The sequence below is a fragment of the Ectopseudomonas khazarica genome, from assembly GCF_017915135.1.
Classification (GTDB): Bacteria; Pseudomonadota; Gammaproteobacteria; order Pseudomonadales; family Pseudomonadaceae; genus Aquipseudomonas; species Aquipseudomonas khazarica.
The window spans coordinates 2,885,246-2,910,349 of sequence record NZ_CP068551.1 but is presented as its reverse complement, the minus strand read 5'-3'; the positions used below and the strand labels follow the sequence as shown (position 1 = coordinate 2,910,349).

Here is a 25,104-nt window from a genome sequence, read left to right as displayed (position 1 = left end):
TAATTAATGAAGGGATCCTGGCTATGGATGAAGTCATAGGTCCAGCCGCTGGAAGCCTGCAGCGTTCGAAACTTTCGCCGCCCCAGGCATCCACCGAGTATCTGCTAAGACCCCAGGTGGAGGCTGCGCTGTCAGCCCATCCCCATGCCCGCCTCGTGCTTTTTTCCGCGCCTGCCGGCTTCGGCAAGACCACTGCCCTGATGGTGCTGGCCGAGCGACACCGCGAGGCTGGTGGTGCCGTGGCCTGGGTATCGCTGAGCGCCGATGATGACGATCCCGTGCGCTTCTTCCAGCAACTGATCGACGCGCTGGGGCGTGCCTTGCCGGGCCTCGGCGAGGATGCGCTGGGCTATCTGCGCAATACCATGCGCGTGCCGGTCGAGGCCGTGATGGAGAGCCTGCTGGCGGAAATGGCGCAGCGCAGCGAGCCGCTGCTGCTGGTGCTCGATGACCTGCACCTGCTCCAGGACCCGGAGCTGCTCGCCGCTCTCAACCGCCTGGCCAAGCTGGCGCCGGCGAGCTTCACCCTGGCCATCGGCAGTCGTTCGCAGCCGGCCCTGAGCCTGGCCACCCTGCGTGCCAAGGGCATGCTGCTGGAGTTCGGTGCCGACGAGCTGCGCCTCAATCCCGAGGAGGTGCGCAGCTATCTCGAGCGCAGCGGCCTGCAGCTGGAGCCTGACGCACTCAAGGCCCTGTACAGCCACACCGAGGGCTGGATGGTGGGCGTGCACCTGGCCAGCCTGTGGCTCAGGCACCATCCGCAGCCCGCCCAGCGGATGGCGGAGCTGGGCGCCGACCAGACGGCGGTAGGCGACTACCTGCTGCGCTCGGTGTTCGAACAGTTGCCGCAGGCGCGGCAGGAGCAATTGCTGGCGCTGGGTATCGCCCAGCAGCTCAGCGGTGATCTGGCCAACGCCTTGTGCGGGCGTCAGGATGGCCAGCAGCTGCTGGAGGAACTGGAAGCCATGCAGCTGTTCCTCCTGCCGCTGGACCGTGAGCGGCAGTGGTACCGCTTCCACAACCTGTTCGCCGAATTTCTCCGCGCGCGTCTCAAGGAGCGCGATCCCGAACGCTTCAAACAGCTGCATTTCAACGCCAGCCTGTGGTTCACCAACCACCACATGCAGAACCTGGCCATCGAGCACGCCTGCCTCGCCGAGGATGCCGAGATGCTCGCGGCATTGCTCGACGGCTGCGGTCTGGAGCTGATCAACCGTGGGCAGTTGAACCTGATCTACAAATGGCGCCAGCACGTACCGGACGACATCGCCCTGCGTTTCCCGGTGCTGGTGCTCGCCGATGTCTGGGCGCGGGCTGCCGAGCTGGGTTTGAACGAAGCCAATCGCATGCTCGACGAGCTGCTCGAGCGCTGGGGCGAGTCGCGCAGCAGCGGGCCGCTCAGCGACAAGCTGCTCGCGACCCTGGCGATCAAGGCGGTGATTGCCCTGCAGAAGGACGACCTGGATACCTGCGTCAGCCTGGCGCGTCGCATCGAGGCGCAGCTTGGTCAGCACACCGCCTTCCTCGAGGTGGCGATACTCACCGTCGGCGCGCTGGCCAACGTCATGCTTGGCCAGGCGGAGCAGGCGCGCAAGCTGCTGGCGCTGGCGCAGCAGCGCAACCACTTCCTCGAAGGCCGCTACCTGGACATGCAGCTGGCCAACGTGGAAATCCTGCTGTGTCTGGAACAGGGGCGGGTCAAGCAGGCGCAGCTGCTGTTCGAGCAGTTGCGGGCGCGGATGATGCCCTGGTTCGGCGAGCGCTCGCGTGCGCTGGTCCTGCCGACCATCAGCGAATGCCTGATCGCCTACCAGCAGGGGCGCCTGGACGGCCTGCAGGATCGACTGCGCTGGGCGCTGGCGACCGTCGACGTGATCAACCCCATCGATCTCTACGCCCAGGCCATGCTCTGCCTGGCGCGGGTGCAACGTCTGCAGGATGCGCCCAAGGAGGCCAGCGCGACGCTGGTGCTGATGCAGAACCTGGCTGCGCGCAACAATTCCTGGCGCTTCTACGTGCAGGCGGTTGCCGACGAGATCGCGCTGACCCTGCAGGAGCCGACGGCAGACCGCAGCAAGCGCGCCGAGCAGCGCCTGAAATCGGTCGACTGGAACAAGCTGGCCGCGCACTACACCCAGCGCAGCTTCAACCCGGTGCTCTGGGCGCTCGGCCTCAGCCGCATTCGCCTGCAGCAGGCACGCGGACACTTCAGCGAGGCCCTGCACGAGATCACCCAGTTGCGCAGCCAGTTGCAGAACGGCTGGCACGGTCTGCACCGCCTGCGCCTGGATCTGCTGGCGGCCCTGAGCTACCAGCGGCTCGGCTATCAGGAGCGTGCGCAGAGCCTGCTGGTGCAGTGCCTGATCGGCGCCGAACGGGAAGAGGCGCGCAGCCTGTTCATCGAGGAGGGCGAGGCGATTCGCCAACTGCTCCAGCAGCTGGAGTCGGCCGAGCGCCAGCCAGCGCTGCAGGCCTTCATTCGCAGCCTGCTGTCCGCCTGGCCCGGGCAGGCGTCACGCCAGGCGCTGGACACGCTGGAGGAGGGGCTGACCGAGCGTGAACGCGAGGTGGTCTGTCTGGCGGCCAAGGGCATGTCCAACGAGGAGATAGGTCAGCAGCTGTCCCTGGCCCTGGGGACGGTCAAATGGCACCTGCACAACATCTACGAAAAACTCAAGGTGCGTAACCGCACTCAAGCCATCCGCCGTGCTCGCGAGCTGAGTCTACTGGAATCATGAACAGCCATAATCCCGTGTGCCAGGTCAGTGTGCCGTTGCTGCGCACCAAGCTTTATCCGGTTCATGCCGAGGGCGCGCTGCTGCTGGAGCGCTCGGCATTGCTCGAGCGTCTGCTGGAGGCGCGCGAGCAGCGTCTGATCGTCCTCAGCGCTCCTGCCGGGTTCGGCAAGAGCACCGTGCTGAGCCAGCTGCGCGGTCGTCTGCAGCAGAACGGCGCGAGAGTCGCGTGGCTGTCCTGCGATGAAAGCGACAGTGAACCGGCGAGGTTCCTGCAGTATCTCGTGGCCGCCGTGCAGGCCGCCTGTCCCGGATTCGGCGGCAGCGCCTCGGCGTTGTTGCAGGGCGAGATCAGCTGGCCGCTGGAAGCGGTCATCGATGCCTTTCTCGATGACCTGAAGGCGCTGCGGGAAGACCTCTACCTGATGCTCGACGACTTCCACCGCATTCGTCATCCATCCCTTGGCCAGGGCTCGCGCTACCTGATCGAGCGCCTGCCCAGGCATGTGCGGCTGGTGGTCAGCACGCGCTATCAACCCCGTTTTCTCGAAGAGCCGCCATCGCTTGGCGCCTGGGCGTTCTGGCTCAAGGCGGAAGACCTGCGCCTGACCCGTGCGGAAACCGCCGCGTATTTCCGTGACATCAAGCGCCTTGCCCTGGAGGAGAGTGAGCTCAACCAGCTGTACGCCCGCACCGAAGGCTGGATCACCGCGCTGCATCTGGCGGCACTGGCCTTGCCACGGCAGCGTGATCGGGCAGCCTTTCTTGCCGGATTGTCGGGCGCCGAGCGCAACATCGCCGATTACCTGGCCGAGGACGTCGTCGCCAGCCTGCCGGAACCCGTGCAGCTGTTTCTCGACCAGACCTCGGTGCTCGACGAGTTCAACGCGCCACTGTGCAATGCCCTGACGGGTCGCCAGGACGGCGCCGAGATGCTGCGCCGCCTGCAGGGCGAGCAGCTGTTCGTGATCCCGCTGGACGAGCAGGGCGAATGGTTCCGCTATCACCACCTGTTCGCCGAGTTCCTGCAGGGGCGCCTGGCCAGGCGCGGCGATCCCGCACACCTGCTGCATGCGGCTGCGCGCTGGTGCGAAGGGCGTGACCTGGCCGACAAGTCGATCAAGTACGCCCTGCGCGCCCGTGACTACGGCTTTGCCGCCGAGCTTCTGGAGCGCCAGGGCGCGCGCCTGATCGCCGGCAACCGGGTCTACGGCATCCTCGCCATTCTCAAGGACATTCCCCCGGTGGTGATCGCCGAGCAGCCAGTGTTCCAGATCTTCTATGCCTGGCAGCTGGCCTTCGAGCAGAAGTTCGCCGAATCCGAGGCGTTGATCGAGGAGGTCAGCACGCGCCTGACCCAGGGCCGCGGCAAGGGCATGCATTTCGGTCTGATCGAGCTGCTGGCGGCTGCCCAGGTGCTCAAGGCGCTGGTGCTGCTGTATCAGGACAAGCTCGAAGCCTGCCTCAAGGTCGCCGGCCACTGGCTGGCCCTGGTGCCGCAGAACCAGCCGGTGTTCCGCGCCAGCCTGGCCTGCGTGCAGGCGGCGGCATTCGCGCTGCTGGGCGAGTTCGGCGAGGCGGCCAAGGCGATTGCCGTGGCCCGCGAGAATCTGCGTCAGTGCGAGAGCGAGTACCTGCACGTGATGGCCAGCCTGATCGAGGCGCTGATCTGCAAGGAATATGGCGAGCTGGAGCGCGGCCGGGCCCTCGCCGAAACCGCACGCGCCCGTGTGGAACAGGTGTTCGGCCGCCGCAGTCGGGTCGGTGGTCCGCTGGGACTGGCCTATGCCGATCTGCTGTACGAGCAGGACCGGCATGGCGCGATACTCGCCGAATTGCCGCTGGCCACGACCTGGCGCGACGTGGCGACACCGGTGGAGCTGATCAGTCGCGGCAAGCTGGTCATGGCGCGGGCACGCTTCTTCGCCGGGGCTGCCGAGCAGGGTCTGGAAGAGCTGGACGAATGGCTGGCGGGCTTGCAGGGGCCGGGCTATGAACGGGTGTTCGCCATCGGCATGGGCTGCAAGGTGCAGTTTCTCCTGTGGCTGCGCCGGCCCAACGAGGCGCAGCGCATCTATCTGCAGCTGGAGCGCCACCTGGCGGCGCTGCCCATCGAGCGTTACGGCGACGCGCACACCGCGCTGGCACTGAGTCAGGCGCGCCTGGCATTGAGCGATCGGCGCGTGGACAAGGCACAAGCCAGCCTGGAGGCCTGCCTGGCCAAACAGGGGGCCGAGCATCAGCGTGACCGGCGCTTGCGCCTGAGCTTGTTACTTTCTGTGGCGTACTGGCGCAAAGGTAACAGCGACAAGGCCTTCACCCTGCTGCGCGCGACCCTTGAAGAGGCCTGGCAATGTGGCTACCGCCGTCTGTTCCAGGACGACGCCATCTGGTTGCTGCCGCTCTGGGAAGCCTGGCACGAGGCCGAGCCGAAGCCGGCTGCGGCCTGGCAGGGCGTGGCCGAGATGCTTCGCGAGCAGTGTCGCCGGCTGTCCATCGATCCTGAAAGTTTCGAGGAAAATCAGGATGTTAGCCACCGCGAGCGGGAGATCCTGCGGCTCGTGGCCGCCGGCCTCTCCAACCGCGACATCGCCCAGGCGGTGCACCTGTCCGAGGCCACCATCAAATGGCATCTGCACAACCTGTTTTCCAAGTTGGGGGTACGCAGTCGTACCCAGGCCGTGCTCAAGGGCAAGAGCCTGGGATTGCTTAGTGAGGCATGACGGGAATTGAGGACCGTCCTACCTGCTCCATCCCTTGGATGGGCTGGCAGGGGCAGGGTGGATCAGTAGCTTGTAGCCATCTCGGAGCGCCATGCGCTGCGTGAATCCAAACCTGGCGTACCTAGGGAAGCCGCGACAGGTCTGGTGATCGGCATGAGCCGATCAGGCTGCTCGTGACAGGACGTCACCGGCAGAGCCCGGGGCCCCCCCATTTGAACTGTGGAGATAACAACAATGATGACCCTGAAAAAACTCGCTCTTGCCGCCGCCGTCATGGCTGTTCCGTTCGTGGCCCAGGCCGACCTGAAAGCGCTGGATGACTCCGACCTGGCCGGCGTCACCGGTCAGGCTGGTATCAGCATCGCCGGTAACTTCGATGCCACCATCGGTTCGATCGTCTACACCGATACCGAAACCGGTGTCAGCGACGGCAGCAACAGCCTGAGCCTGAACACCGTCACCCTGTCCGGCTTCAACATCGACGAAGCCAACCCGCTGACCGTCGACGTGGTCGACAACAAGCTGGAAATCGGCCTGCCGGGCATCAACGGCGGTGTCGCCGTGGACGCCGTGAAGATCGGCAACGGCACCATTGGTGGCGTCGCCATCAACGGTCTCGACATGGCCGGCTCCACCGTCAAGATCTGGGGGCATTGATCCTCGCTTGAGCTGATCCGCAGGAGCTCTGCCGCTGTTCGCGGCCGGGCTCCTGTCTCGTTGTATGCAGTCGCGGATTGACCAATGATCGAAATTCTCGTGGGCAGCCTGATCGGTTTGTACGGTTTCACCGAGGCTGTCGACACCAAGCCGCAGCCAGCCGGGACGGTGAACATCACCCAGCCGCTGCTGCCCAATGGCCCGCTGCGCGAGTCGGTGGTGCTGGAGCCGATGAGTCAGTTGCAGTTTCGCAACGTGATTCGCCAGGCCTACGACTACAGCTGCGGGTCCGCGGCTCTGACCACGCTGCTCGACTACTTCCTGGGGCGCAACCTGGAAGAGCGCCAGGTGATGGAGGGGCTGCTGCATTTCGGCGAGGCGGAAAAGATCGTCGAGCGGCGCGGTTTTTCGTTGCTCGACATGAAGCGCTTCGTCACCGCCCTGGGCTACAAGAGCGGCGGTTTCCGGGCTGCGTTCGATGACCTTGCGCAGCTCGAACACCCGGCCATCGTGCCGATCGAGTACGCCGGCTTCAAACATTTCGTGGTGGTGCGCGATGTCTACAACGACCACGTGTTCATCGCCGACCCGGCGCTGGGCAACATCAGTTTCACCCGCGTGCGTTTCGAGGAGATATGGGATCAGAACGTCCTGTTCGTGATCTTTCCCAGTGGCAATGAGCCGGCCAACGCCATGGCGCTGACCGACCGTGACCTGCGCATCATCGATGACCGCACCATCAGCATGCTGGCTTTCCGCGAGTTTCCGCAGATGGCCAAGTTCACCACGAATCAGGCCGACCGCTTAGGGTCGGGAGGCGACATCCAGTACATTCGCCGCAAGTGATTCACCCGGCATAACAACAACGATCTGGGGATAGCGTCATGGGAGTTTGGGGGTACGCATGGCTGGCCATGCTGGCGCTTGCTGCAGCACAACCGGTCCTGGCCGAGGAGGCCACGGTCGACGATGCGCGTGATGCGCTGACCAAGAAGGACGATGACGCCGACAGCGCCAAAGCGCTGGAAGAGGTGTTCCAGGCCGCCGAGAAGAGCTACACGCTGCTCAAGAAGGGCGAGCGTACGCTGACCTACGGCTTCGACTACTCGTTGCTGCGCGATACGCAGATCCAGACCGTGCGCACCGGGGAGAACGTCTACAGCGTGATCGGCCAGAGCGAGGCGCAGCACACCTTCACCAACTCCTTCACCTTCGACTACGGCGTCTGGGACAACCTCACCTTCAGCATGCGTGTGCCGTTCCTGGCCAAGTACGACACCGAGCGCGACCTCAGCACCTACAGCCTTGGCGACGTCTCCGCCAGCCTGCGCTGGCAACCCTGGTCGTCCGAGCGCGGCCGGCCGGTCACCACCCTGTTCGCCACCCTCGGCCTGCCGACGGGGGACAGCCCCTACGACGTCAGCCTCGACGATGGCCTGGCCACCGGAAACGGCTACTACAGCCTGGGCGTCGGCGCCAACATGTCCTACGTGATCGACCCGGTGGTGCTGTTCGGTTCGCTGGGTTACACCTACAACCTGCCGATCCGCGATGCCGACCAGGTGCGTGGCGGCCGCCTGCTGGAAGAGGTCGAGCCCGGCTCCAGCCTGTCGCTGAGCATGGGCTTCGCCTACGCGCTGTCCTACGACGTCTCGCTGGCGACATCGCTGCAGATGGCGCACAACCTGGCGCCGACGTTCAAGTTCAGCGACGTCACGCTGGAAGGGAACGAACAGACCAGTGCGGTGATGAACTTCTCGCTGGGCCTGCGCACCGCGCCGAACACCATCGTCAACGTCAATGCCGGTTTCGGCATGACCGAAGATTCGCCCGATGTCCTGCTCGGGATCTCCATGCCCCTTGATATCAAGGGCCTCAAGGCCGAGTAAGCAGCGAGCGAACCGGATATGAATCATCTTGCCAAGCTGCAGGCGCTGCTGCTGGTCGGGTTGGTCGCAGCTTGCGTCCTGCCCGCACAGGCGCAGTTGGCCAACAACCTGACCATCGGCAACCCCAAGGCCATGGCCATGGGCAACGCCGTGACCGCCGACTCCACCGGCATCGATGCCGTGCACTACAACCCGGCCGCCCTGAGCAAGCTCAAGGGGCGGCAGACGACGGTCAAGCTGCTCAGTGGGGTGATGGACATTCGCGCCAAGTTCGAGGCCCGCGAAGGCTATGGCTTCATGGGCTACGACGACGACCCGTTCAAGAACTCCAGCAGCCGCACGCTGACGCCTACCATGTACCTGCCCGGCGTCGGCGGGATGACCGAACTGCCGCTCCTGGTGGCGCCGCTGGCGGGGTTGTCGATCAACCCGCCAGGCTCGAAGTTCACCTTCGCCACCAATGTCTACGCACCGATGGCGCTGGGCTATTCACGAGACTCGGACGACGATCCGGGCCGTTTCCAGGGGCGCCAGGTGTCGTTGCAGCGCATCACCTACTTCTCGCCGTCGCTGGCCTACCAGGTCAACGACGAGCTGTCCCTGGGCTTGTCCATCGGCTTCTCTCACCAGGCGGTGGCGCTCAACCAGGACTTCCGCAACCCTGGCATGCTCACCGGTCTGACCCGCGTTCTCAACGAAGCGCTGTGCCTGCCGGGGCTGGATGACTTCATCGGCGCGCTCATCAATGTCTGCAGCGGCAAGATCGGCCCGTTCGACTCGCTGGCCAACCTCGATCTCGACCTCGAACAGAGCCTGTCGCCGAGCTACAACCTGGGTATTCTCTGGGAGCCGACCGACTGGTTCGCCTGGGGGGCGACCTACCAGAGCGAGGCGCGGATGAACCTCAAGGGCAAGTACCGCATCGACTACAGCGAGGACTGGGCAGGCTTCTGGTCGGGCCTGCAAGGCTCGCTGTTTGGCCAGATACTCAACCCGATCTTCCCTTATGGGGTCGACCAGGAGGCCGGCAACGCGTCCTTGAAACTGACCTATCCGGACGCCTTCAGCACCGGTATCAAGGTGCGCCCCTTCGACAAGTGGCAGTTCAACCTGGACCTGCGCTGGGTCGATTACAGTGACTGGAACAAGTTCGAGATCGAGTTCGACCGCGAGCTGGATCTGCTGCGCATCGCCACGACCTTCGGTGGCGGTAACGCCACCAGTCGCAGCATCATTCTCGACCGTGGCTATCGTGACACCTGGAGCTGGGGTGTCGGCGTGCAGTACGACGTCAATGATCGCCTGGCCTTGCGCGCCGGCTACGAGTACCGCCCCTCGGCCATTCCCGAGAACAAGGCAGACGTGCTGGCGCCGGTCGGCGATGCCGATCTCTACGGCCTGGGTCTGGGGTACCGCTGGGACAAGGACAGCACCATCGATATCGGCTTTAACTACTTCGTTTCCAAGCAAAACATTCCGGCGGGCAGCAGTTGCAACGTCAGCTGCGAAGGCCTGGACAACCTGGTCTACAACCCTTACGCCGGGCTCAACGTGGAAACCACGGTCAAGGCCTACATCTTCTCCATGACCTACACCTCGAGGTTCTGAGACCATGCGCAGGCTCGCGTTCGCTCTGTTGCTCCTGCCCGTCGCCTGGCAGGCCGACGCCAGCAGCCGTTATCTGACCTGGGTCGACGAGCAGGGCCGGGTGCACAACACCTTCGTCGATACACGCTTCGCCGAGCAGCAACGTCAGGCGAGGCTGCATGCGGAAAAAAGCGACCAGGCCCGCCTGGGCGAGGGCGGCACCTGGCCGGGGAGTGCGCCGAGCACCGGGGAGAGCAAGCGCCGCTATTTCACCTGGGTCGATGGCAATGGCCAGCTGCAGAACAGCTTCTATGCCGGTGCACAGGTCGCTGGCGCGTCCGGGAACGACCACGTGCTGGCCAGTGGCGAGCGGGCAGGGGACTACATCGACTCGGAGGTGCTGGAAGGTCGTGGTTTCTCCCGGGGTACCTCCGACAGCCCTTACTACACCTGGGTCGACGAGCAGGGGCGCATGCACAACTCATCCGTCCCGACGCGCTCTGGCCGCTCCGACGTCGAGGCGCCCTCCAGCGTTCGTTACAGCGAAGGCCGGCAGATCGAGTTCGAGCGCAGCAAGCCGGCGCTCCCCATGCTCGACGGGCAACCGACCGCCGCCATGCAGGCGTTGCTCGCCGGCAGCCAGTCGCGTGGTGACGGGCTGTACAGTGAATTGTCGACACGCTGCTGTGGCCAGTTGCGCGACAGCGATTTCACCGTGCTTTCGGCCGAAGAGCCGCGTTACGAGGAGCTGGACCGCTTCTCGCCGAGCTTCGATTTTCCCATGGGACGCAGCTACTACGCGGCCGTGAAACTGCCGGCATCACGGCGCAGCTATGGCTTGCGGGTGCGCAGTTTCGCCAATCGCCAGGTGGTCTATCCGTCACTGCTGTTTCTCGATGAAGCCAAGCAGCCGACCCGGCTGGTCAGCGATGCGGTGTATCAGCTGCACCCGGAAACCTGGTACCGCTACGCCTTCATCGAGGGGACGGTGCAGGTGCGTGCCGAACGCGGCGAGCGCTACGTGCTGCTGATCACCACCGACGAGGACCGCAGCCTGCAGACGCTCGACAACAAACCGTTCAAGCGCCCCTTGCAGGCGCTGGCGGTGGATGAGGCGGGCATGCAGCGCCATGCGCATGCCGATGAAGGGGCCTTCGAGCTGGCGATCATGCGCTAAGGGGAGGTGTGGGGGGCTACCCGCCATGCGCGGGCGGGCAGCAGCCTCCCTGCAAGACAGGGAGGCTTGGGCGTCAGACTTCCTTGCTGACGACGTGGCCGAACAAGCCCTGGGAGAAGCGTACGCGTTCCTCGGCGTCTTCCTGCAGACCCTTGGCTTTCAGCTCTTCCAGGTGGGCCTCCACCGCGTGGGCGCGATGGGTCAGACCGCAGTCGTTGGCGATCTGGATGTTCAGGCCCGGGCGGGCGTTGAGTTCGAGGATCAACGGCCCCTTGTCCTGGTCCAGGACCATGTCCACGCCGATGTAGCCCAGGCCGCAGAGCTCGTAGCAGCCGGCGGCGAGCTTCATGAAGCCATCCCAGTTCGGCAGTTGCACGCCATCCACCGCGTTGGTGGTGTCCGGGTGCTTGCTGATCTTGTTGTTCAGCCAGGTGCCGCGCAGGGTGACGCCGGTGGCCAGGTCGACACCGACGCCGATGGCGCCCTGGTGCAGGTTGGCCTTGCCGCTGGACTGCCGTGTTGGCAGGCGCAGCATCGCCATCACCGGGTAGCCCATCAGCACGATGATGCGGATATCCGGTACGCCCTCGTAGCTGATGCTCTTGAAGATGGTGTCCGGGGTCACGCGGTACTCGATCAGCGCGCGATCGCGGTGGCCACCGAGCGAGTACAGCCCGGAGAGGATGCTGGAAATCTGCTGTTCCAGCTCCTCATGGCTGACGATCTTGCCGGAGACGGTCTTGAAGCGATCCTCGAAGCGGTCCGCGATCACCATGATGCCGTCACCGCCAGCGCCCTGCGCCGGCTTGATGACGAAGTCGTTGCGCCCGGCGATGATCTGGTCGAGCTTGTCGATGCCTTTCTCGGTATCGATGATGCCGTACAGCTCCGGTACATCGATACCGGCTTCGATGGCGCGTTCCTTGGTGATGATCTTGTCGTCGACGATGGGGTACAGGTGCCGTTTGTTGTACTTCAGCACGTAGTCCGCATTGCGTCGGTTGATGCCCATGATGCCTTTGGCTTCAAGGGCCTTCCACGTCTTGATCAGGCCGAACATGGTCTTAGTCCTTGAGGAAGGCTTTGAAACGGAACAGTTCGGTCAGGCGATAGCCGCGGTAACGACCCATCGCCAGCATGAAGCCCACCAGGATCAGCAGGATCGCCGGGAAGGTGAACACGAAGTACACCAGCTCCGGAACCATCATCAGCAGGTGTGCGACGGTGGCGGCGAACAGGGTACCGATGGCGACCTTGAAGGCATGGCCGCCGCCGCGCTCTTCCCAGGTGATCGACAGGCGTTCGATGGTCATGGTCAGGATCACCATCGGGAACAGGGCGACGGACAGGCCGCGCTCCAGACCCAGCTTGTGGCTGAACAGGCTGATGGCGGCGATCAGCACCACCACGAAGGTCAGCACCACCGACAGGCGTGGCAGCATCTGCAGCTTCAGGTGTTCCAGGTAGGAGCGCAACGACAGGCCGAGCGCCGTGATCACGGTGAACAGGAAGATGCCGAAGCCCAGCTGGGTTTCGCGGAAGGCCAGGGCGATCAGCACCGGGGTAAAGGTCCCCAGGGTCTGCAGGCCACCCAGGTTGCGCAGGATGAGGATCACCAGTACGCCGATCGGGATCATGACCATGATCATGAAGGTCTGCTGGGTCTGCAGGGGCAGGCCGTACAGCGAGTACTCGAGGAAGCTGGCGTCGGTGTTCTCGTCGGTCAGCTTGGCCAGGCGGATGGCATTCATCTCGCTGTTGTTCAGGCTGAAGCTGACCTGGGCCTGACGACCCCCTTCGAGGTTGACCAGCTCTTCGTCACCGATCCACCAGACCAGGCGATCGGCAGGCAGACCCTGCTCGCCGGATTCGGGATTGAAGTACAGCCATTTCTGGCCATTGAAGCTGCGCAGCCACAGCTCGGGCGACTGGGCGACCTCGGCCTGCAGGCGAATGGTGTGCACGCGTTCCATCGGCACGTGAGCGATGGACAGCAGCAGCTCGACGACCTTGGCCTTGTTGACGGTGGACGCGTCGCCGCCGAGCAGCAGCTTGACGTTGTCGTCGTTGGCGTTGTTGACGCGCTTGATGGTCTCGCTGATGAAGGTCTCGACATCCGCGGAGTGCTGGCGGATCGGCGCGAGCAGCGCTTCTGCAGCGATCTTCTCCGGGCCTTCCACGGCAATGCTGTCACGGAAGATCGGCCCCTTGGCAGGTGCCTGCTCGCCGCTGTAACGCTTGGTCAGCACCAGGCGGTAGTAGAGGGTCTGCTTGCCGTTGGCGCGACGGGCCGACCAGGTGACGCGGCGATTGCCGTCGACACGGTTGACGCTGACGCCATAGTTGTTGGAGATGAAACTCTCGTTGAGGCTCACGTAATCCTGGTTCAGCGGCGGTACGAACATCTGCAGCTTGACCGGCTCACGCGGGCTGGCCTGAAACTCGACCTTGGCGTCGATGTTCCACAGATCGTCGGTCTCGTCCTCGGTCACCGGGATGCCGAGAATGAAGATTTGGTATGCCGTAATCAGAACGCCCAGGGTCACCAGCAGGGTGATCAGGACTTTCAGATGCAGGTTCAGAGAGCGCATGGGAATTACTCGCCAGGGGTTGCGTCATCGGTGCAGCCGGGTTTTCCAGCTGCATATTTTAGGCTTGGATCGACCATGGCACCGAAATGCTTGAGGGCTTCGGAGCCGATCAGAAGCGGGTATTGGAATGCACTTCGGTCGGTCAAGTTCACTTCAATTGTGCGCAGGGCCTGCCCCATGCACAGTTCAAGGTCGATTACAGGGCGCGCGGTGTAGGTCTTGCCCTCGTCCGGATCGTAGTCGCCGGCACGGCGTTTGATCTTGCTGATACGCGCCAGAGGGCGCTCGATCGTGCGCTCGTGGGTGTCGTCGATGGCCAGCACGAAACGCACCCAGGTTTCCCCGTCGCGTTTGAAGCGTTCGATGTCTCGGGCGCTGAGCGAGGCGGTCTTGGCGCCGGTGTCGAGCTTGGCTGCCACCTGGAGGTCGAGCTCTTCGATGTAGATGTATTCGTTCAGGCCATAGACAGACTTGCCCATGGCCAGAGCAGGGCAGGACAGGGTCAACAGGCAGAGCAGCAAGGAGAAGGGTTTCAGTCTCATGAGTCCTTGAGAGGTCTTGCCAGAAGAGGGTGATGAACAGCGCCTGGAGGCATCCTGCCAGACACTTGTCCGCCATGAAGTCTAGCAGGCGAGGCAGCGGACGCTGGCCGGGCTTGAGTTCGGCGAATTCTAGCATGGGGATTTTCCATGCTGACAGACGCTTATGTAGCTTTCTGCAAGTAAGGTCGCGCTTTTCAGACCTGGCTGAGTTGAAAATATTGTCGACAATACTTTGGTCTGCTTTGACTGGTTCGGCTTTTGAGCGTAGTTTTGCACCTATAGAAATGCTCTGGTGTCGACAATCATGCTGCTCGAATCGAATGAACTGGTCACGCCTCAGGCGGATTCGGAAACACTTTCCGAGCATGTCTTTCGCTTGATCCAGGCGGCCATCGTCAAGGGCGAGATCGCTCCTGGCAGCAAGATCTCCGAGCCGGAGCTGGCGCGTACCTATGGCATCAGTCGCGGCCCGTTGCGCGAGGCGATTCACCGCCTGGAGGGACAGAAGCTGCTGGTGCGCGTCCCGCACGTGGGGGCGCGGGTCGTATCGCTGAGCCATGCCGAGCTGATCGAGCTGTACGAGATCCGCGAATCGCTGGAAGGCATGGCCTGCCGCCTGGCTGCCGAACGCATGACGCAGACGGAAATCGACGAGCTGCGCCGGGTGCTGGAACTGCACGAGCAGGACGCCGCCTTCAAGGCGGGGGTCGGCTACTACCAGCAGGAAGGCGACTTCGACTTCCACTACCGGATCATCCAGGGCAGCGGCAATCGCACCCTGGCCAAGCTGCTCTGCGACGAGCTGTATCAGCTGGTGCGCATGTACCGCCTGCAGTTTTCCGCGACGCCCAACCGGCCGCGCCAGGCGTTCGCCGAGCATCACCGCATTCTCGATGCCATCGCCGAGCGTGACGGCGAACTGGCTGAACTGCTGATGCGCCGTCATATCGGCGCCTCCAAGCGCAACATCGAGCGCCACTACGTTGCCCAGAACGGGCAGGGCGCGCTCACCACTCCATCCAAGACCCGAGGTGATTCATGACTCAGCTTTCCGCCGGCCAGCGTTTCCGCCAGGCCCTCGCCATCGAGAGTCCGCTGCAGGTAATCGGTGCGATCAATGCCAACCACGCGCTGCTGGCCAAGCGCGCGGGCTTTCGCGCCATCTATCTGTCCGGCGGTGGTGTGGCGGCCGGCTCCCTCGGTTTGCCGGACCTGGGCATCAACACCCTGGATGACGTGCTGACCGACGTGCGGCGCATCACCGATGTCTGCGACCTGCCGCTGCTGGTGGACATCGATACCGGCTTCGGTCCCAGCGCCTTCAACATCGAGCGCACCATCAAGAACCTGATCAAGGCCGGTGCCGCCGCAGCGCACATCGAGGACCAGGTCGGCGCCAAGCGCTGCGGTCACCGTCCGGGCAAGGAAATCGTCTCCTGCGAAGAAATGGTCGACCGCGTGCGTGCCGCCGCAGACGCCAGGACCGACCCCGATTTCTTCCTCATCGCCCGTACCGACGCCATCCAGGCCGAAGGCGTGGACGCCGCCATCGAGCGCTGCCAGGCCTACGTCGAGGCCGGTGCCGACGGCATCTTCGCCGAGGCAGCGTACGACCTGCCGACCTACAAGCGTTTCGTCGATGCGCTGAACGTACCGGTACTGGCCAACATCACCGAGTTCGGTGCCACGCCGCTGTTCACCCGCGACGAACTGGCCTCGGTCGGCGTCGCCATCCAGCTCTATCCGCTGTCCGCCTTCCGCGCGGCGAACAAGGCAGCCGAGAGTGTCTACACCTCGATTCGCCAGAACGGCCATCAGAAGGACGTGATCGAGCTGATGCAGACCCGTGCCGAGCTCTATGACCGCATCGGCTACCACGCCTTCGAGCAGAAGCTCGATGCGCTGTTCGCCGCCGGCAAGAAATAAAGACAAGAACAAGGATTCGAGGAGATAACCATGAGTGCCACTGAAACCACCCCTGGCTTCAAACCGAAGAAGTCCGTCGCCCTGAGCGGCACCGCCGCCGGCAACACCGCGCTGTGCACCGTTGGCCGCACCGGTAACGACCTGCACTACCGCGGCTATGACGTGCTCGATTTCGCCAATCGCTGCGAATTCGAGGAAATCGCCCACCTGCTGGTCCACGGCAAGTTGCCGAACGTCGCCGAGCTGGCCGGATACAAGGCCAAGCTCAAGGCGCTGCGTGGCCTGCCGGCCGGGGTGAAGGCCGCGCTGGAGCAGCTGCCGCCGTCGGCGCATCCGATGGATGTGATGCGTACCGCGGTGTCCGTGCTCGGTTGCCTGGCGCCGGAGAAGGACGATCACAACCATCCGGGTGCCCGCGACATCGCCGACAAGCTGATGGCCTCGCTGGGTTCGGCGCTGCTGTACTGGTACCACTACAGCCACAACGGCAAGCGTATCGAGGTGGACACCGACGATGACTCCATCGGCGGCCACTTCCTCCATCTGCTGCACGGCGAGAAACCGCGCGAGTCCTGGGTGCGTGCCATGCACACCTCGCTCAACCTGTACGCCGAGCACGAGTTCAATGCCTCGACCTTCACCTCGCGGGTGATCGCCGGCACCGGCTCGGACCTGTTCTCCTGCATCGCCGGCTCCATCGGTGCACTGCGCGGGCCGAAGCACGGCGGCGCCAATGAGGTGGCCTTCGAAGTGCAGAAGCGCTACGACAGCCCGGACGAAGCCGAGGCCGACATCCGTGCCCGGGTCGAGCGCAAGGAGGTGGTGATCGGCTTCGGTCACCCGGTCTATACCGTCAGCGACCCGCGCAATAAGGTGATCAAGGAAGTGGCTCGCGAGCTCTCGGTGGAGCAGGGCAACAGCAAGATGTACGACATCGCCGAGCGCCTGGAGAGCGTGATGTGGGACATCAAGAAGATGTTCCCCAACCTCGACTGGTTCAGCGCCGTCAGCTACCACATGATGGGGGTGCCCACCGCGATGTTCACCCCGTTGTTCGTCATCGCCCGCACCGCCGGCTGGTCCGCGCACGTCATCGAGCAGCGCATCGACGGCAAGATCATCCGCCCGAGCGCCAACTACACAGGCCCCGAAGACCTGAAGTTCGTGCCGCTCAAGGATCGTAAATAATCATGACCGACACCGTGAATAGCCAATACCGCAAGCGCTTGCCCGGTACCGCGCTGGATTACTTCGACGCCCGTGAGGCGGTCGAGGCGATCCAGGCCGGCGCCTGGAGCAAGCTGCCCTACACCTCGCGCGTGCTCGCCGAGCAGCTGGTGCGCCGCTGCGAGTCGCAGGACCTGACGGCGTCGCTGGAGCAATTGGTCTATCGCCGGCGCGACCTGGACTTCCCCTGGTATCCGGCGCGCGTGGTGTGCCACGACATCCTGGGCCAGACCGCGCTGGTCGACCTGGCCGGCCTGCGCGATGCCATCGCCGACAAGGGCGGCGACCCGGCCAAGGTCAACCCGGTGGTACCGACGCAACTGATCGTCGACCACTCCCTGGCCGTGGAGGCAGCGGGGTTCGATCCGGATGCGTTCGAGAAGAACCGCGCCATCGAGGACCGTCGTAACGAGGATCGCTTCCACTTCATCGACTGGACCAAGACCGCGTTCAAGAACGTCGATGTGATCCCGGCCGGCAACGGCATCATGCACCAGATCAACCTGGAGAAAATGAGCCCGGTGATCCAGGCGCGTGGCGGCATCGCGTTCCCCGACACCTGCGTCGGCACCGACTCGCACACGCCGCACGTCGATGCGCTGGGCGTGATCGCCATCGGCGTCGGCGGCCTGGAGGCCGAGACCGTGATGCTCGGCCATCCATCGATGATGCGCCTGCCCGATATCGTCGGCGTCGAGCTGACCGGCAAACGCCAGCCGGGCATCACCGCCACCGATATCGTCCTGGCTCTGACCGAATTCCTGCGCAAGGAGCGCGTGGTGGGTGCCTACGTCGAGTTCTTCGGCGAAGGGGCCGACAGCCTGTCCATCGGCGACCGCGCGACGATCTCCAACATGTGCCCGGAATACGGTGCCACGGCCTCGATGTTCTACATCGACGAGCAGACCATCGACTACCTCAAGCTCACCGGTCGCGAGCCGGAGCAGGTGGCGCTGGTCGAGCACTACGCCAGGACCCTGGGGCTGTGGAGCGATGCGCTGACAAGCGCGGAGTACGAGCGGGTACTGCGTTTCGATCTGGGCAGCGTGGTGCGCAACATGGCGGGGCCGTCCAACCCGCATCGACGCCTGCCGACCTCGGCCCTGGCCGAGCGCGGCATCGCCGATGAAGCCAAGCTGCAGTCCGGCAAGGGCGAGGAAGCCGAGGGGCTGATGCCCGACGGCGCGGTGATCATCGCGGCCATCACCAGTTGCACCAACACCTCCAACCCGCGCAACGTCGTCGCGGCCGGTCTGGTGGCGAAGAAGGCCAATGCCCTGGGGCTGGTACGCAAGCCCTGGGTGAAGACCTCGTTCGCGCCAGGCTCGAAGGTCGCCAGGCTGTATCTGGAAGAGGCCGGCCTGCTGCCGGAGCTGGAGAAGCTCGGCTTCGGCATCGTCGCCTACGCCTGCACCACCTGCAACGGCATGTCCGGTGCGCTCGATCCGCAGATCCAGAAGGAGATCATCGACCGCGACCTGTACGCCACCGCCGTGCTCTCGGGCAACCGCAATTTCGACGGGCGCATCCATCCCTATGCCAAGCAGGCCTTCCTCGCTTCGCCGCCGCTGGTGGTGGCCTACGCCATCGCCGGCACCGTGCGCTTCGATATCGAGCAGGACGCGCTGGGTACCGATGCCAACGGCAATCCGGTCACCCTGAAGGACCTCTGGCCGAGCGACGAGGAGATCGACGCCATCGTCGCCGCCAGCGTGAAGCCGGAGCAGTTCCGCCAGATCTACATTCCGATGTTCGACCTCGGTAGCGTGCAGGAGGCGGAAAGCCCGCTGTACGACTGGCGACCGATGTCCACCTACATCCGTCGTCCGCCGTACTGGGAAGGCGCGCTGGCTGGCGAGCGCACGCTCAAGGGCATGCGTCCGCTGGCGATCCTGCCGGACAACATCACCACCGACCACCTGTCGCCATCCAACGCCATCCTGGCGGACTCGGCGGCGGGCGAGTACCTGGCGAAGATGGGCCTGCCGGAGGAGGACTTCAACTCCTACGCCACCCACCGTGGCGATCACCTGACCGCGCAGCGTGCCACCTTCGCCAACCCGCAGCTGGTCAACGAGATGGTCGTGGTCGACGGGCAGGTCAAGAAGGGCTCGCTGGCCCGCGTGGAGCCGGAAGGCAAGGTCATGCGCATGTGGGAGGCGATCGAAACCTACATGAACCGCAAGCAGAACCTGATCATCGTTGCCGGTGCCGACTACGGCCAGGGCAGCTCGCGCGACTGGGCGGCCAAGGGCGTGCGCCTGGCTGGCGTGGAAGTGATCGTCGCCGAAGGCTTCGAACGCATCCACCGTACCAACCTGGTGGGCATGGGCGTGCTGCCGGTGGAGTTCAAGCCGGGCACCACGCGCCTGACCCTGGGCCTGGACGGTACCGAGACCTACGACATCGAAGGCGAGATCTCGCCGCGTTGCGAGCTGACCCTGGTGGTCAACCGCCATGACGGTGAAGTGCTCAAGGTGCCGGTGACCTGCCGCCTGGATACCGCTGCCGATGTCAGCGTGTACAAGGCCGGTGGTGTGCTGCAGCGCTTTGCCAAGGACTTCCTCGAAGGCGCGGTGGCCTGACCTCGCAGGGTGGATCACGGCTCATTCATCTACCGTGGAATCCGCCACGGTGGATGGAAAGCGCCATCCACCCGGCGTCTGGCACGTAGCCCGGATGCAATCCGGGCATGACCAAATCTGCTTGCCCCGGATTGCATCCGGGCCACTTTTTCAGGACTGCACTCATGGCTCATCTGCCGCAAGTGAAAATCCCCGCTACCTATATCCGTGGCGGTACCAGCAAGGGCGTGTTCTTTCGCCTGCAGGATCTGCCCGAGCGCTGCCAGGTGCCGGGCGAGGCGCGTGACCGGTTGTTCATGCGCGTCATCGGCAGTCCTGATCCCTATTCGGCGCATATCGATGGCATGGGCGGTGCGACCTCGTCCACGTCGAAATGCGTGATTCTGTCGGCCAGCAGTCAGCCGGAGCACGATGTCGATTACCTCTATGGCCAGGTCTCCATCGACAAGGCCTTCGTCGACTGGAGCGGCAACTGCGGCAACCTGTCCACGGCAGCGGGGGCGTTCGCCATCCATGCCGGCCTCGTGGACCCTGCGCGGATCCCGCAGAACGGCACCTGCGTGGTGCGCATCTGGCAGGCCAACATTCACAAGACCATCATCGCCCATGTGCCGATCAGCAACGGCCAGGTACAGGAAACCGGCGATTTCGAGCTGGATGGCGTGACCTTTCCGGCGGCGGAGATCGTGCTGGAGTTCCTCGACCCGTCCGACGATGGCGAGGAGGGGGGCTCGATGTTCCCCACCGGCAACCTCGTCGACGACCTGGAGGTGCCTGGCATCGGCACCTTCAAGGCGACCCTGATCAGCGCCGGTATCCCCACGGTGTTCGTCAATGCCGAGGACATCGGCTACCAGGGCACCGAGCTGCGCGAGGCCATCAATGGCGACCCGGCGCAGCTGGCGCGTTTCGAGCAGATCCGCATCGCCGGTGCGCTGCGCATGGGCCTGATCGCGACTGCCGAGGAGGCTGCGACCCGTCAACACACGCCGAAGATCGCCTTCGTCAGCCCGCCCAAGGATTACCGCACCTCCAGCGGCAAGCAGGTGCAGGCCGGCGAGATCGACCTGCTGGTGCGTGCGCTGTCGATGGGCAAGCTGCACCACGCCATGATGGGCACCTGTGCGGTGGCCATCGGCACGGCGGCGGCGGTGCCGGGGACCCTGGTCAACCTGGCCGCCGGAGGTGGTGAGCGTGAAGCGGTGCGCTTCGGCCATCCGTCCGGCACCTTGCGCGTCGGTGCCGAGGCCCGGCAGGTCGAGGGTCAGTGGGCGGTGACCAAGGCGGTGATGAGCCGCAGCGCGCGCATCCTGATGGAAGGCTGGGTACGGGTGCCGGGCGACAGCTTCTGAGTCGCTCAGTGCTGGCTGGTACCCAGCAACAGGCCGCCGGCGCCGACGAAGAAGGCGCCGGTGGTGCGGTTCAGGTTGCGCACGCCACGGGCACTGCGGATCAGGCGGCGAATCTGCAGGCCGAACAGCGCATAGAGCAGCGAAGCGGCGTACTCCGCCAGCAGATAGGTCGTGCCCAGGTAGAGAAACTGCTCGGCGGCAGGCTGATCGGGGCGGATGAACTGCGGGAAGATCGCCGCGAACAACAGGATGGCCTTGGGGTTGCTGATGCCGATGAGAAATTCCTGGCGCGTCGCCAGCCACAGGGTGCGCCTGGGTTGCGTCAGACCTTGCTGTTCGTCCAGGGCGAAGGCGCGGCTGCGCCAGGCGCTGACACCCAGGTAGAGCAGGTAGGCGGCGCCGATCCACTTGATCGCGGTGAACAGCTGTTCGGAGGCCATCAGCATGGCGCCGAGGCCGACCGCCGAAATGAGCAGGAAGAAAGCGAATGCGATAACCCGCCCGGTGGTCGCCAGTACGGCGGTCGTCACACCATGACGGATACCGTTGTTCATCGCGCAGAAGTTGTTGGGCCCCGGGGTGATGGCGATCAGCAGGGCGATCGGGGCGAACAGCACGGCATCGTTGAGCGTCATGGCGGGCTCGCGGCAGGTTATTTGAGACGGCGTTCCACGCCTTTTTCCACCAGGATCTTGGCGGAAATCTCTTCCACGGAGAAGTGCGTGGAGTTGATGAAGGCGATGTTCTCGCGGCGGAACAGGCTCTCCACCTCGCGCACCTCGAACTCGCACTGCGCATAGCTGGCGTAGCGGCTGTTGGGTTTGCGCTCGTGGCGGATGGCGGTGAGGCGATCCGGGTCGATGGTCAGGCCGAACAGCTTGTCGCGGTACTTCTTCAGCGACTCGGGCAGCTGCAGGCGCTCCATGTCGTCTTCCGTCAGCGGATAGTTGGCGGCGCGGATGCCGTACTGCATGGCCATGTACAGGCAGGTGGGCGTTTTGCCGCAGCGTGACACGCCGACCAGAATCAGGTCGGCCTTGTCGTAATAGTGGGTGCGGGCGCCATCGTCGTTGTCCAGGGCGAAGTTCACCGCCTCGATGCGCTCCATGTAGTTGGAGTTCTGGCCGATGGAGTGCGACTTGCCGACGGAATAGGAGGAGTGCGAACTCAACTCCTGCTCCAGCGGCGAGAGAAAGGTGGAGAAGATGTCGATCATGAAACCATTCGCGGTATCGAGGATCGCACGAATGTCACGGTTGACGATGGTGTCGAAGATGATCGGGCGCATGCCGTCTCTTTCGGCAGCGGCATCGATTTGTTGTACCATGGCGCGCGCTTTTTCGACGCTGTCGATATAAGGGCGGGTCAGTTTGGTGAATTGAATGTTCTCGAACTGCGCGAGCAGGCTCTGGCCCAGGGTTTCGGCCGTGATGCCGGTGCCGTCGGAGATGAAGAAAGCGGTTCGTTTCATTTGCGCCAAAGGCCTTAAGCTGAGTTCGATTCTTGGCTATGATAGGCCGCGTTTTTCGCCGGCCCCATGGGGTCTGGCATTGTTACTTATTCAAGGGCAAGGCCACAATCTTGCGGCAACCTGTCGCCGGAGCGTCCAGCCCCCCGAGAATTTGCGTGAAGGCTGCCAGCTGGAGCCCTGCAGGGCCTAAGTGCAGCGGGCTTCACGCGAGTTCTGAGCTTTTCCAACATTCTAGTGGAGAGATCACCTTGGTAGAGTACGTAGTTTCCCTCGATAAGCTCGGCGTCCACGATGTAGAGCATGTGGGGGGCAAAAACGCATCCCTCGGCGAGATGATCAGTAATCTGGCGGGTGCCGGCGTCTCGGTTCCCGGTGGTTTCGCCACGACCGCCCAGGCCTATCGCGATTTCCTCGAGCAGAGCGGCCTGAACGAGCGCATCCACGCCGCACTGGATGCGCTGGACGTCGATGACGTCAACGCCCTGGCCAAGACCGGCGCAGAAATCCGCCAATGGGTGATGGACGCCGAATTCCCGGCCCGTCTCGATGCCGAGATCCGCGAAGCCTTCGCCGCCATGAGCGCCGGCAACGACAACATGGCGGTTGCCGTGCGTTCCTCCGCTACCGCCGAAGACCTGCCGGACGCGTCCTTCGCCGGCCAGCAGGAGACCTTCCTCAACATCCGTGGCGTGGACAACGTGATCCGCGCCGCCAAGGAGGTGTTCGCCTCCCTGTTCAACGACCGCGCCATCGCCTACCGCGTGCACCAGGGCTTCGACCACAAGCTGGTCGCCCTGTCCGCCGGCGTGCAGCGCATGGTGCGTTCGGAAACCGGCACCGCCGGCGTGATGTTCACCCTCGATACCGAGTCCGGCTTCCGTGACGTGGTGTTCATCACCGGCGCCTACGGCCTCGGCGAGACCGTGGTCCAGGGTGCGGTCAACCCGGACGAGTTCTACGTGCACAAGCCGACCCTGGAAGCCGGTCGCCCGGCGATCCTGCGTCGCAACCTGGGCAGCAAGGCGATCAAGATGGTCTATGGCGACGAAGCCAAGGCCGGCCGCTCGGTCAAGACCGTGGAAGTCGACCGCGCCGAGCGCGCCCGTTTCTGCATCAGCGATGCCGAGGTCAGCGAGCTGGCCAAGCAGGCCCTGATCATCGAGAAGCACTACGGCCGCCCAATGGACATCGAGTGGGCCAAGGACGGTGACGACGGCAAGCTGTACATCGTGCAGGCCCGTCCGGAAACCGTGAAGAGCCGTTCCAGCGCCACCGTGATGGAGCGCTACCTGCTGAAAGAGAAGGGCACCGTGCTGGTGGAAGGTCGCGCCATCGGTCAGCGCATCGGCGCCGGCAAGGTCCGCGTGATCCACGACGTCTCCGAGATGGACAAGGTCCAGCCGGGCGACGTGCTGGTCTCCGACATGACCGACCCGGACTGGGAGCCGGTGATGAAGCGCGCCAGCGCCATCGTCACCAACCGTGGCGGGCGTACCTGCCACGCGGCGATCATCGCCCGTGAACTGGGCATTCCGGCCGTGGTTGGCTGCGGCAACGCGACCAGCGTGCTGAAGGACGGCCAGGGCGTCACCGTTTCCTGCGCCGAAGGCGACACCGGTTTCATCTTCGAAGGCGAACTGGGCTTCGACATTCGCAAGAACTCGGTCGACGCCATGCCGGACCTGCCGTTCAAGATCATGATGAACGTCGGTAACCCGGACCGCGCCTTCGACTTCGCCCAACTGCCCAACGAGGGCGTGGGCCTGGCCCGCCTGGAATTCATCATCAACCGCATGATCGGCGTGCACCCGAAAGCGCTGCTGAACTTCGCCGGCCTGCCGCCGGAGATCAAGGACAGCGTCGAGAAGCGCATCGCCGGCTACGGTGACCCGGTCGACTTCTACGTCGAGAAACTGGTCGAGGGCATCAGCACCCTGGCCGCCGCGTTCTGGCCGAAGAAGGTCATCGTGCGCCTGTCGGACTTCAAGTCCAACGAATACGCCAACCTGATCGGCGGCAAGCTGTACGAGCCGGAAGAAGAGAACCCGATGCTCGGCTTCCGTGGTGCCTCGCGCTACATCAGCGAGTCGTTCCGCGACTGCTTCGAGCTGGAGTGCCGCGCACTGAAGAAAGTGCGCAACGAGATGGGCCTGACCAACGTCGAGATCATGGTGCCGTTCGTGCGTACCCTCGGCGAAGCCAGCCAGGTGGTCGAGCTGCTGGCCAGCAATGGTCTGTCCCGTGGTCAGGATGGCCTGAAGGTCATCATGATGTGCGAGCTGCCGTCCAACGCCCTGCTGGCCGATGAGTTCCTGGAGTTCTTCGATGGTTTCTCCATCGGTTCCAACGACCTCACCCAGCTGACCCTGGGCCTGGATCGCGACTCCGGCATCGTCGCGCACCTGTTCGATGAACGTAACCCGGCGGTGAAGAAGCTGCTGGCCAACGCCATTGCCGCCTGCAACAAGGCGGGCAAGTACATCGGCATCTGCGGTCAGGGCCCGTCGGACCACCCGGACCTGGCGCGCTGGCTGATGGAGCAGGGCATCGAGAGCGTGTCGCTGAACCCGGATTCGGTACTCGACACCTGGTTCTTCCTGGCCGAGGCCCAACCGGCCTAAGCCTCGCGATCGACCGAAGAA

General features: G+C 64.2%; 19 protein-coding genes. 13 read left to right on the top strand and 6 right to left on the bottom strand.

Annotated features, from left to right (window positions below; translation table 11 throughout):
* The first annotated feature begins 23 nt into the window (after positions 1-23).
* The 7 genes from JLK41_RS13880 to JLK41_RS13850 all read left to right on the top strand — a co-directional run bounded on the left by JLK41_RS13880 (position 24) and on the right by JLK41_RS13850 (position 10,768).
* Entirely contained in the window at positions 24-2,738 is a 2,715-nt protein-coding gene (locus JLK41_RS13880) for a winged helix-turn-helix domain-containing protein (protein ID WP_210389158.1), read from the top strand.
* Positions 2,735-5,458, top strand: coding sequence for a helix-turn-helix transcriptional regulator (locus tag JLK41_RS13875; RefSeq protein ID WP_210389157.1), 2,724 nt, complete (start codon positions 2,735-2,737; stop codon positions 5,456-5,458). The genes JLK41_RS13880 and JLK41_RS13875 overlap by 4 nt, the downstream gene beginning before the upstream one ends.
* Positions 5,459-5,692: 234 nt before the next feature.
* Positions 5,693-6,115 (top strand): DUF6160 family protein, encoded by a 423-nt coding sequence (locus JLK41_RS13870; protein ID WP_037047726.1) that lies wholly within the window; start codon positions 5,693-5,695, stop codon positions 6,113-6,115.
* Positions 6,116-6,199: 84 nt separating this feature from the next.
* Positions 6,200-6,961 (top strand): C39 family peptidase, encoded by a 762-nt coding sequence (locus JLK41_RS13865; RefSeq protein WP_037047722.1) that lies wholly within the window; start codon positions 6,200-6,202, stop codon positions 6,959-6,961.
* Between the two features lie 38 nt (positions 6,962-6,999).
* Positions 7,000-8,004 (top strand): transporter, encoded by a 1,005-nt coding sequence (locus tag JLK41_RS13860; protein WP_047593118.1) that lies wholly within the window; start codon positions 7,000-7,002, stop codon positions 8,002-8,004.
* A gap of 18 nt (positions 8,005-8,022) precedes the next feature.
* On the top strand, positions 8,023-9,612 hold the full coding sequence (locus JLK41_RS13855) for an outer membrane protein transport protein (protein ID WP_210389156.1): 1,590 nt from the start codon (positions 8,023-8,025) through the stop codon (positions 9,610-9,612).
* A gap of 4 nt (positions 9,613-9,616) precedes the next feature.
* Complete coding sequence (locus tag JLK41_RS13850) at positions 9,617-10,768, top strand: MalM family protein (RefSeq protein ID WP_210389155.1); 1,152 nt, start codon at positions 9,617-9,619, stop codon at positions 10,766-10,768.
* Positions 10,769-10,841: 73 nt separating this feature from the next.
* On the opposite strand, the gene JLK41_RS13845 is transcribed toward JLK41_RS13850, so the two are convergent.
* Genes JLK41_RS13845 through rloA form a run of 3 tightly spaced genes read right to left on the bottom strand, consistent with a single transcriptional unit; the run spans position 10,842 to position 13,901 of the window.
* Complete coding sequence (locus JLK41_RS13845; RefSeq protein WP_037047711.1) at positions 10,842-11,828, bottom strand: alpha-L-glutamate ligase-like protein; 987 nt, start codon at positions 11,826-11,828, stop codon at positions 10,842-10,844.
* 4 nt (positions 11,829-11,832) lie between these two features.
* A complete protein-coding gene (gene rloB / locus JLK41_RS13840; protein WP_037047708.1) occupies positions 11,833-13,359 on the bottom strand; it encodes an osmotic stress tolerance membrane protein RloB in 1,527 nt (508 codons plus the stop codon).
* Between the two features lie 5 nt (positions 13,360-13,364).
* Positions 13,365-13,901 (bottom strand): retropepsin-like aspartic peptidase RloA, encoded by a 537-nt coding sequence (gene rloA, locus JLK41_RS13835; RefSeq protein WP_037047706.1) that lies wholly within the window; start codon positions 13,899-13,901, stop codon positions 13,365-13,367.
* A 304-nt stretch (positions 13,902-14,205) separates the two neighbouring features.
* On the opposite strand from rloA, the gene JLK41_RS13830 reads away from it, so the two are divergent.
* From JLK41_RS13830 to prpF, 5 genes are all read left to right on the top strand, one after another.
* The gene (locus tag JLK41_RS13830; RefSeq protein ID WP_037047704.1) at positions 14,206-14,943 is read left to right on the top strand and encodes a GntR family transcriptional regulator; all 738 of its coding nucleotides are present in this window, start codon (positions 14,206-14,208) and stop codon (positions 14,941-14,943) included.
* Entirely contained in the window at positions 14,940-15,827 is an 888-nt protein-coding gene (gene prpB / locus JLK41_RS13825; protein ID WP_037047702.1) for a methylisocitrate lyase, read from the top strand. The genes JLK41_RS13830 and prpB overlap by 4 nt, the downstream gene beginning before the upstream one ends.
* Before the next feature lie 30 nt (positions 15,828-15,857).
* Complete coding sequence (prpC, locus tag JLK41_RS13820) at positions 15,858-17,015, top strand: bifunctional 2-methylcitrate synthase/citrate synthase (protein ID WP_037047700.1); 1,158 nt, start codon at positions 15,858-15,860, stop codon at positions 17,013-17,015.
* 2 nt (positions 17,016-17,017) lie between these two features.
* A complete protein-coding gene (gene acnD / locus JLK41_RS13815) occupies positions 17,018-19,639 on the top strand; it encodes a Fe/S-dependent 2-methylisocitrate dehydratase AcnD (protein WP_425321822.1) in 2,622 nt (873 codons plus the stop codon).
* Between the two features lie 164 nt (positions 19,640-19,803).
* Positions 19,804-20,991, top strand: a complete 1,188-nt coding sequence (gene prpF, locus JLK41_RS13810) for a 2-methylaconitate cis-trans isomerase PrpF (protein WP_179554232.1) — start codon at positions 19,804-19,806, stop codon at positions 20,989-20,991.
* 5 nt (positions 20,992-20,996) lie between these two features.
* Here the strand turns inward: prpF and JLK41_RS13805 are convergent, their stop codons facing one another.
* The 3 genes from JLK41_RS13805 to JLK41_RS25565 all read right to left on the bottom strand — a co-directional run bounded on the left by JLK41_RS13805 (position 20,997) and on the right by JLK41_RS25565 (position 22,764).
* The gene (locus JLK41_RS13805; RefSeq protein WP_134677892.1) at positions 20,997-21,626 is read right to left on the bottom strand and encodes a LysE family translocator; all 630 of its coding nucleotides are present in this window, start codon (positions 21,624-21,626) and stop codon (positions 20,997-20,999) included.
* Between the two features lie 17 nt (positions 21,627-21,643).
* Complete coding sequence (gene ppsR / locus JLK41_RS13800) at positions 21,644-22,462, bottom strand: posphoenolpyruvate synthetase regulatory kinase/phosphorylase PpsR (RefSeq protein ID WP_037047682.1); 819 nt, start codon at positions 22,460-22,462, stop codon at positions 21,644-21,646.
* Positions 22,463-22,548: 86 nt separating this feature from the next.
* On the bottom strand, positions 22,549-22,764 hold the full coding sequence (locus JLK41_RS25565) for a hypothetical protein (RefSeq protein ID WP_371923154.1): 216 nt from the start codon (positions 22,762-22,764) through the stop codon (positions 22,549-22,551).
* Between JLK41_RS25565 and ppsA the strand changes: the two genes are divergently transcribed.
* Complete coding sequence (gene ppsA / locus JLK41_RS13795) at positions 22,711-25,083, top strand: phosphoenolpyruvate synthase (RefSeq protein WP_037047680.1); 2,373 nt, start codon at positions 22,711-22,713, stop codon at positions 25,081-25,083. The two genes, JLK41_RS25565 and ppsA, sit on opposite strands and share 54 nt — an antisense overlap.
* Positions 25,084-25,104 lie beyond the last annotated feature (21 nt).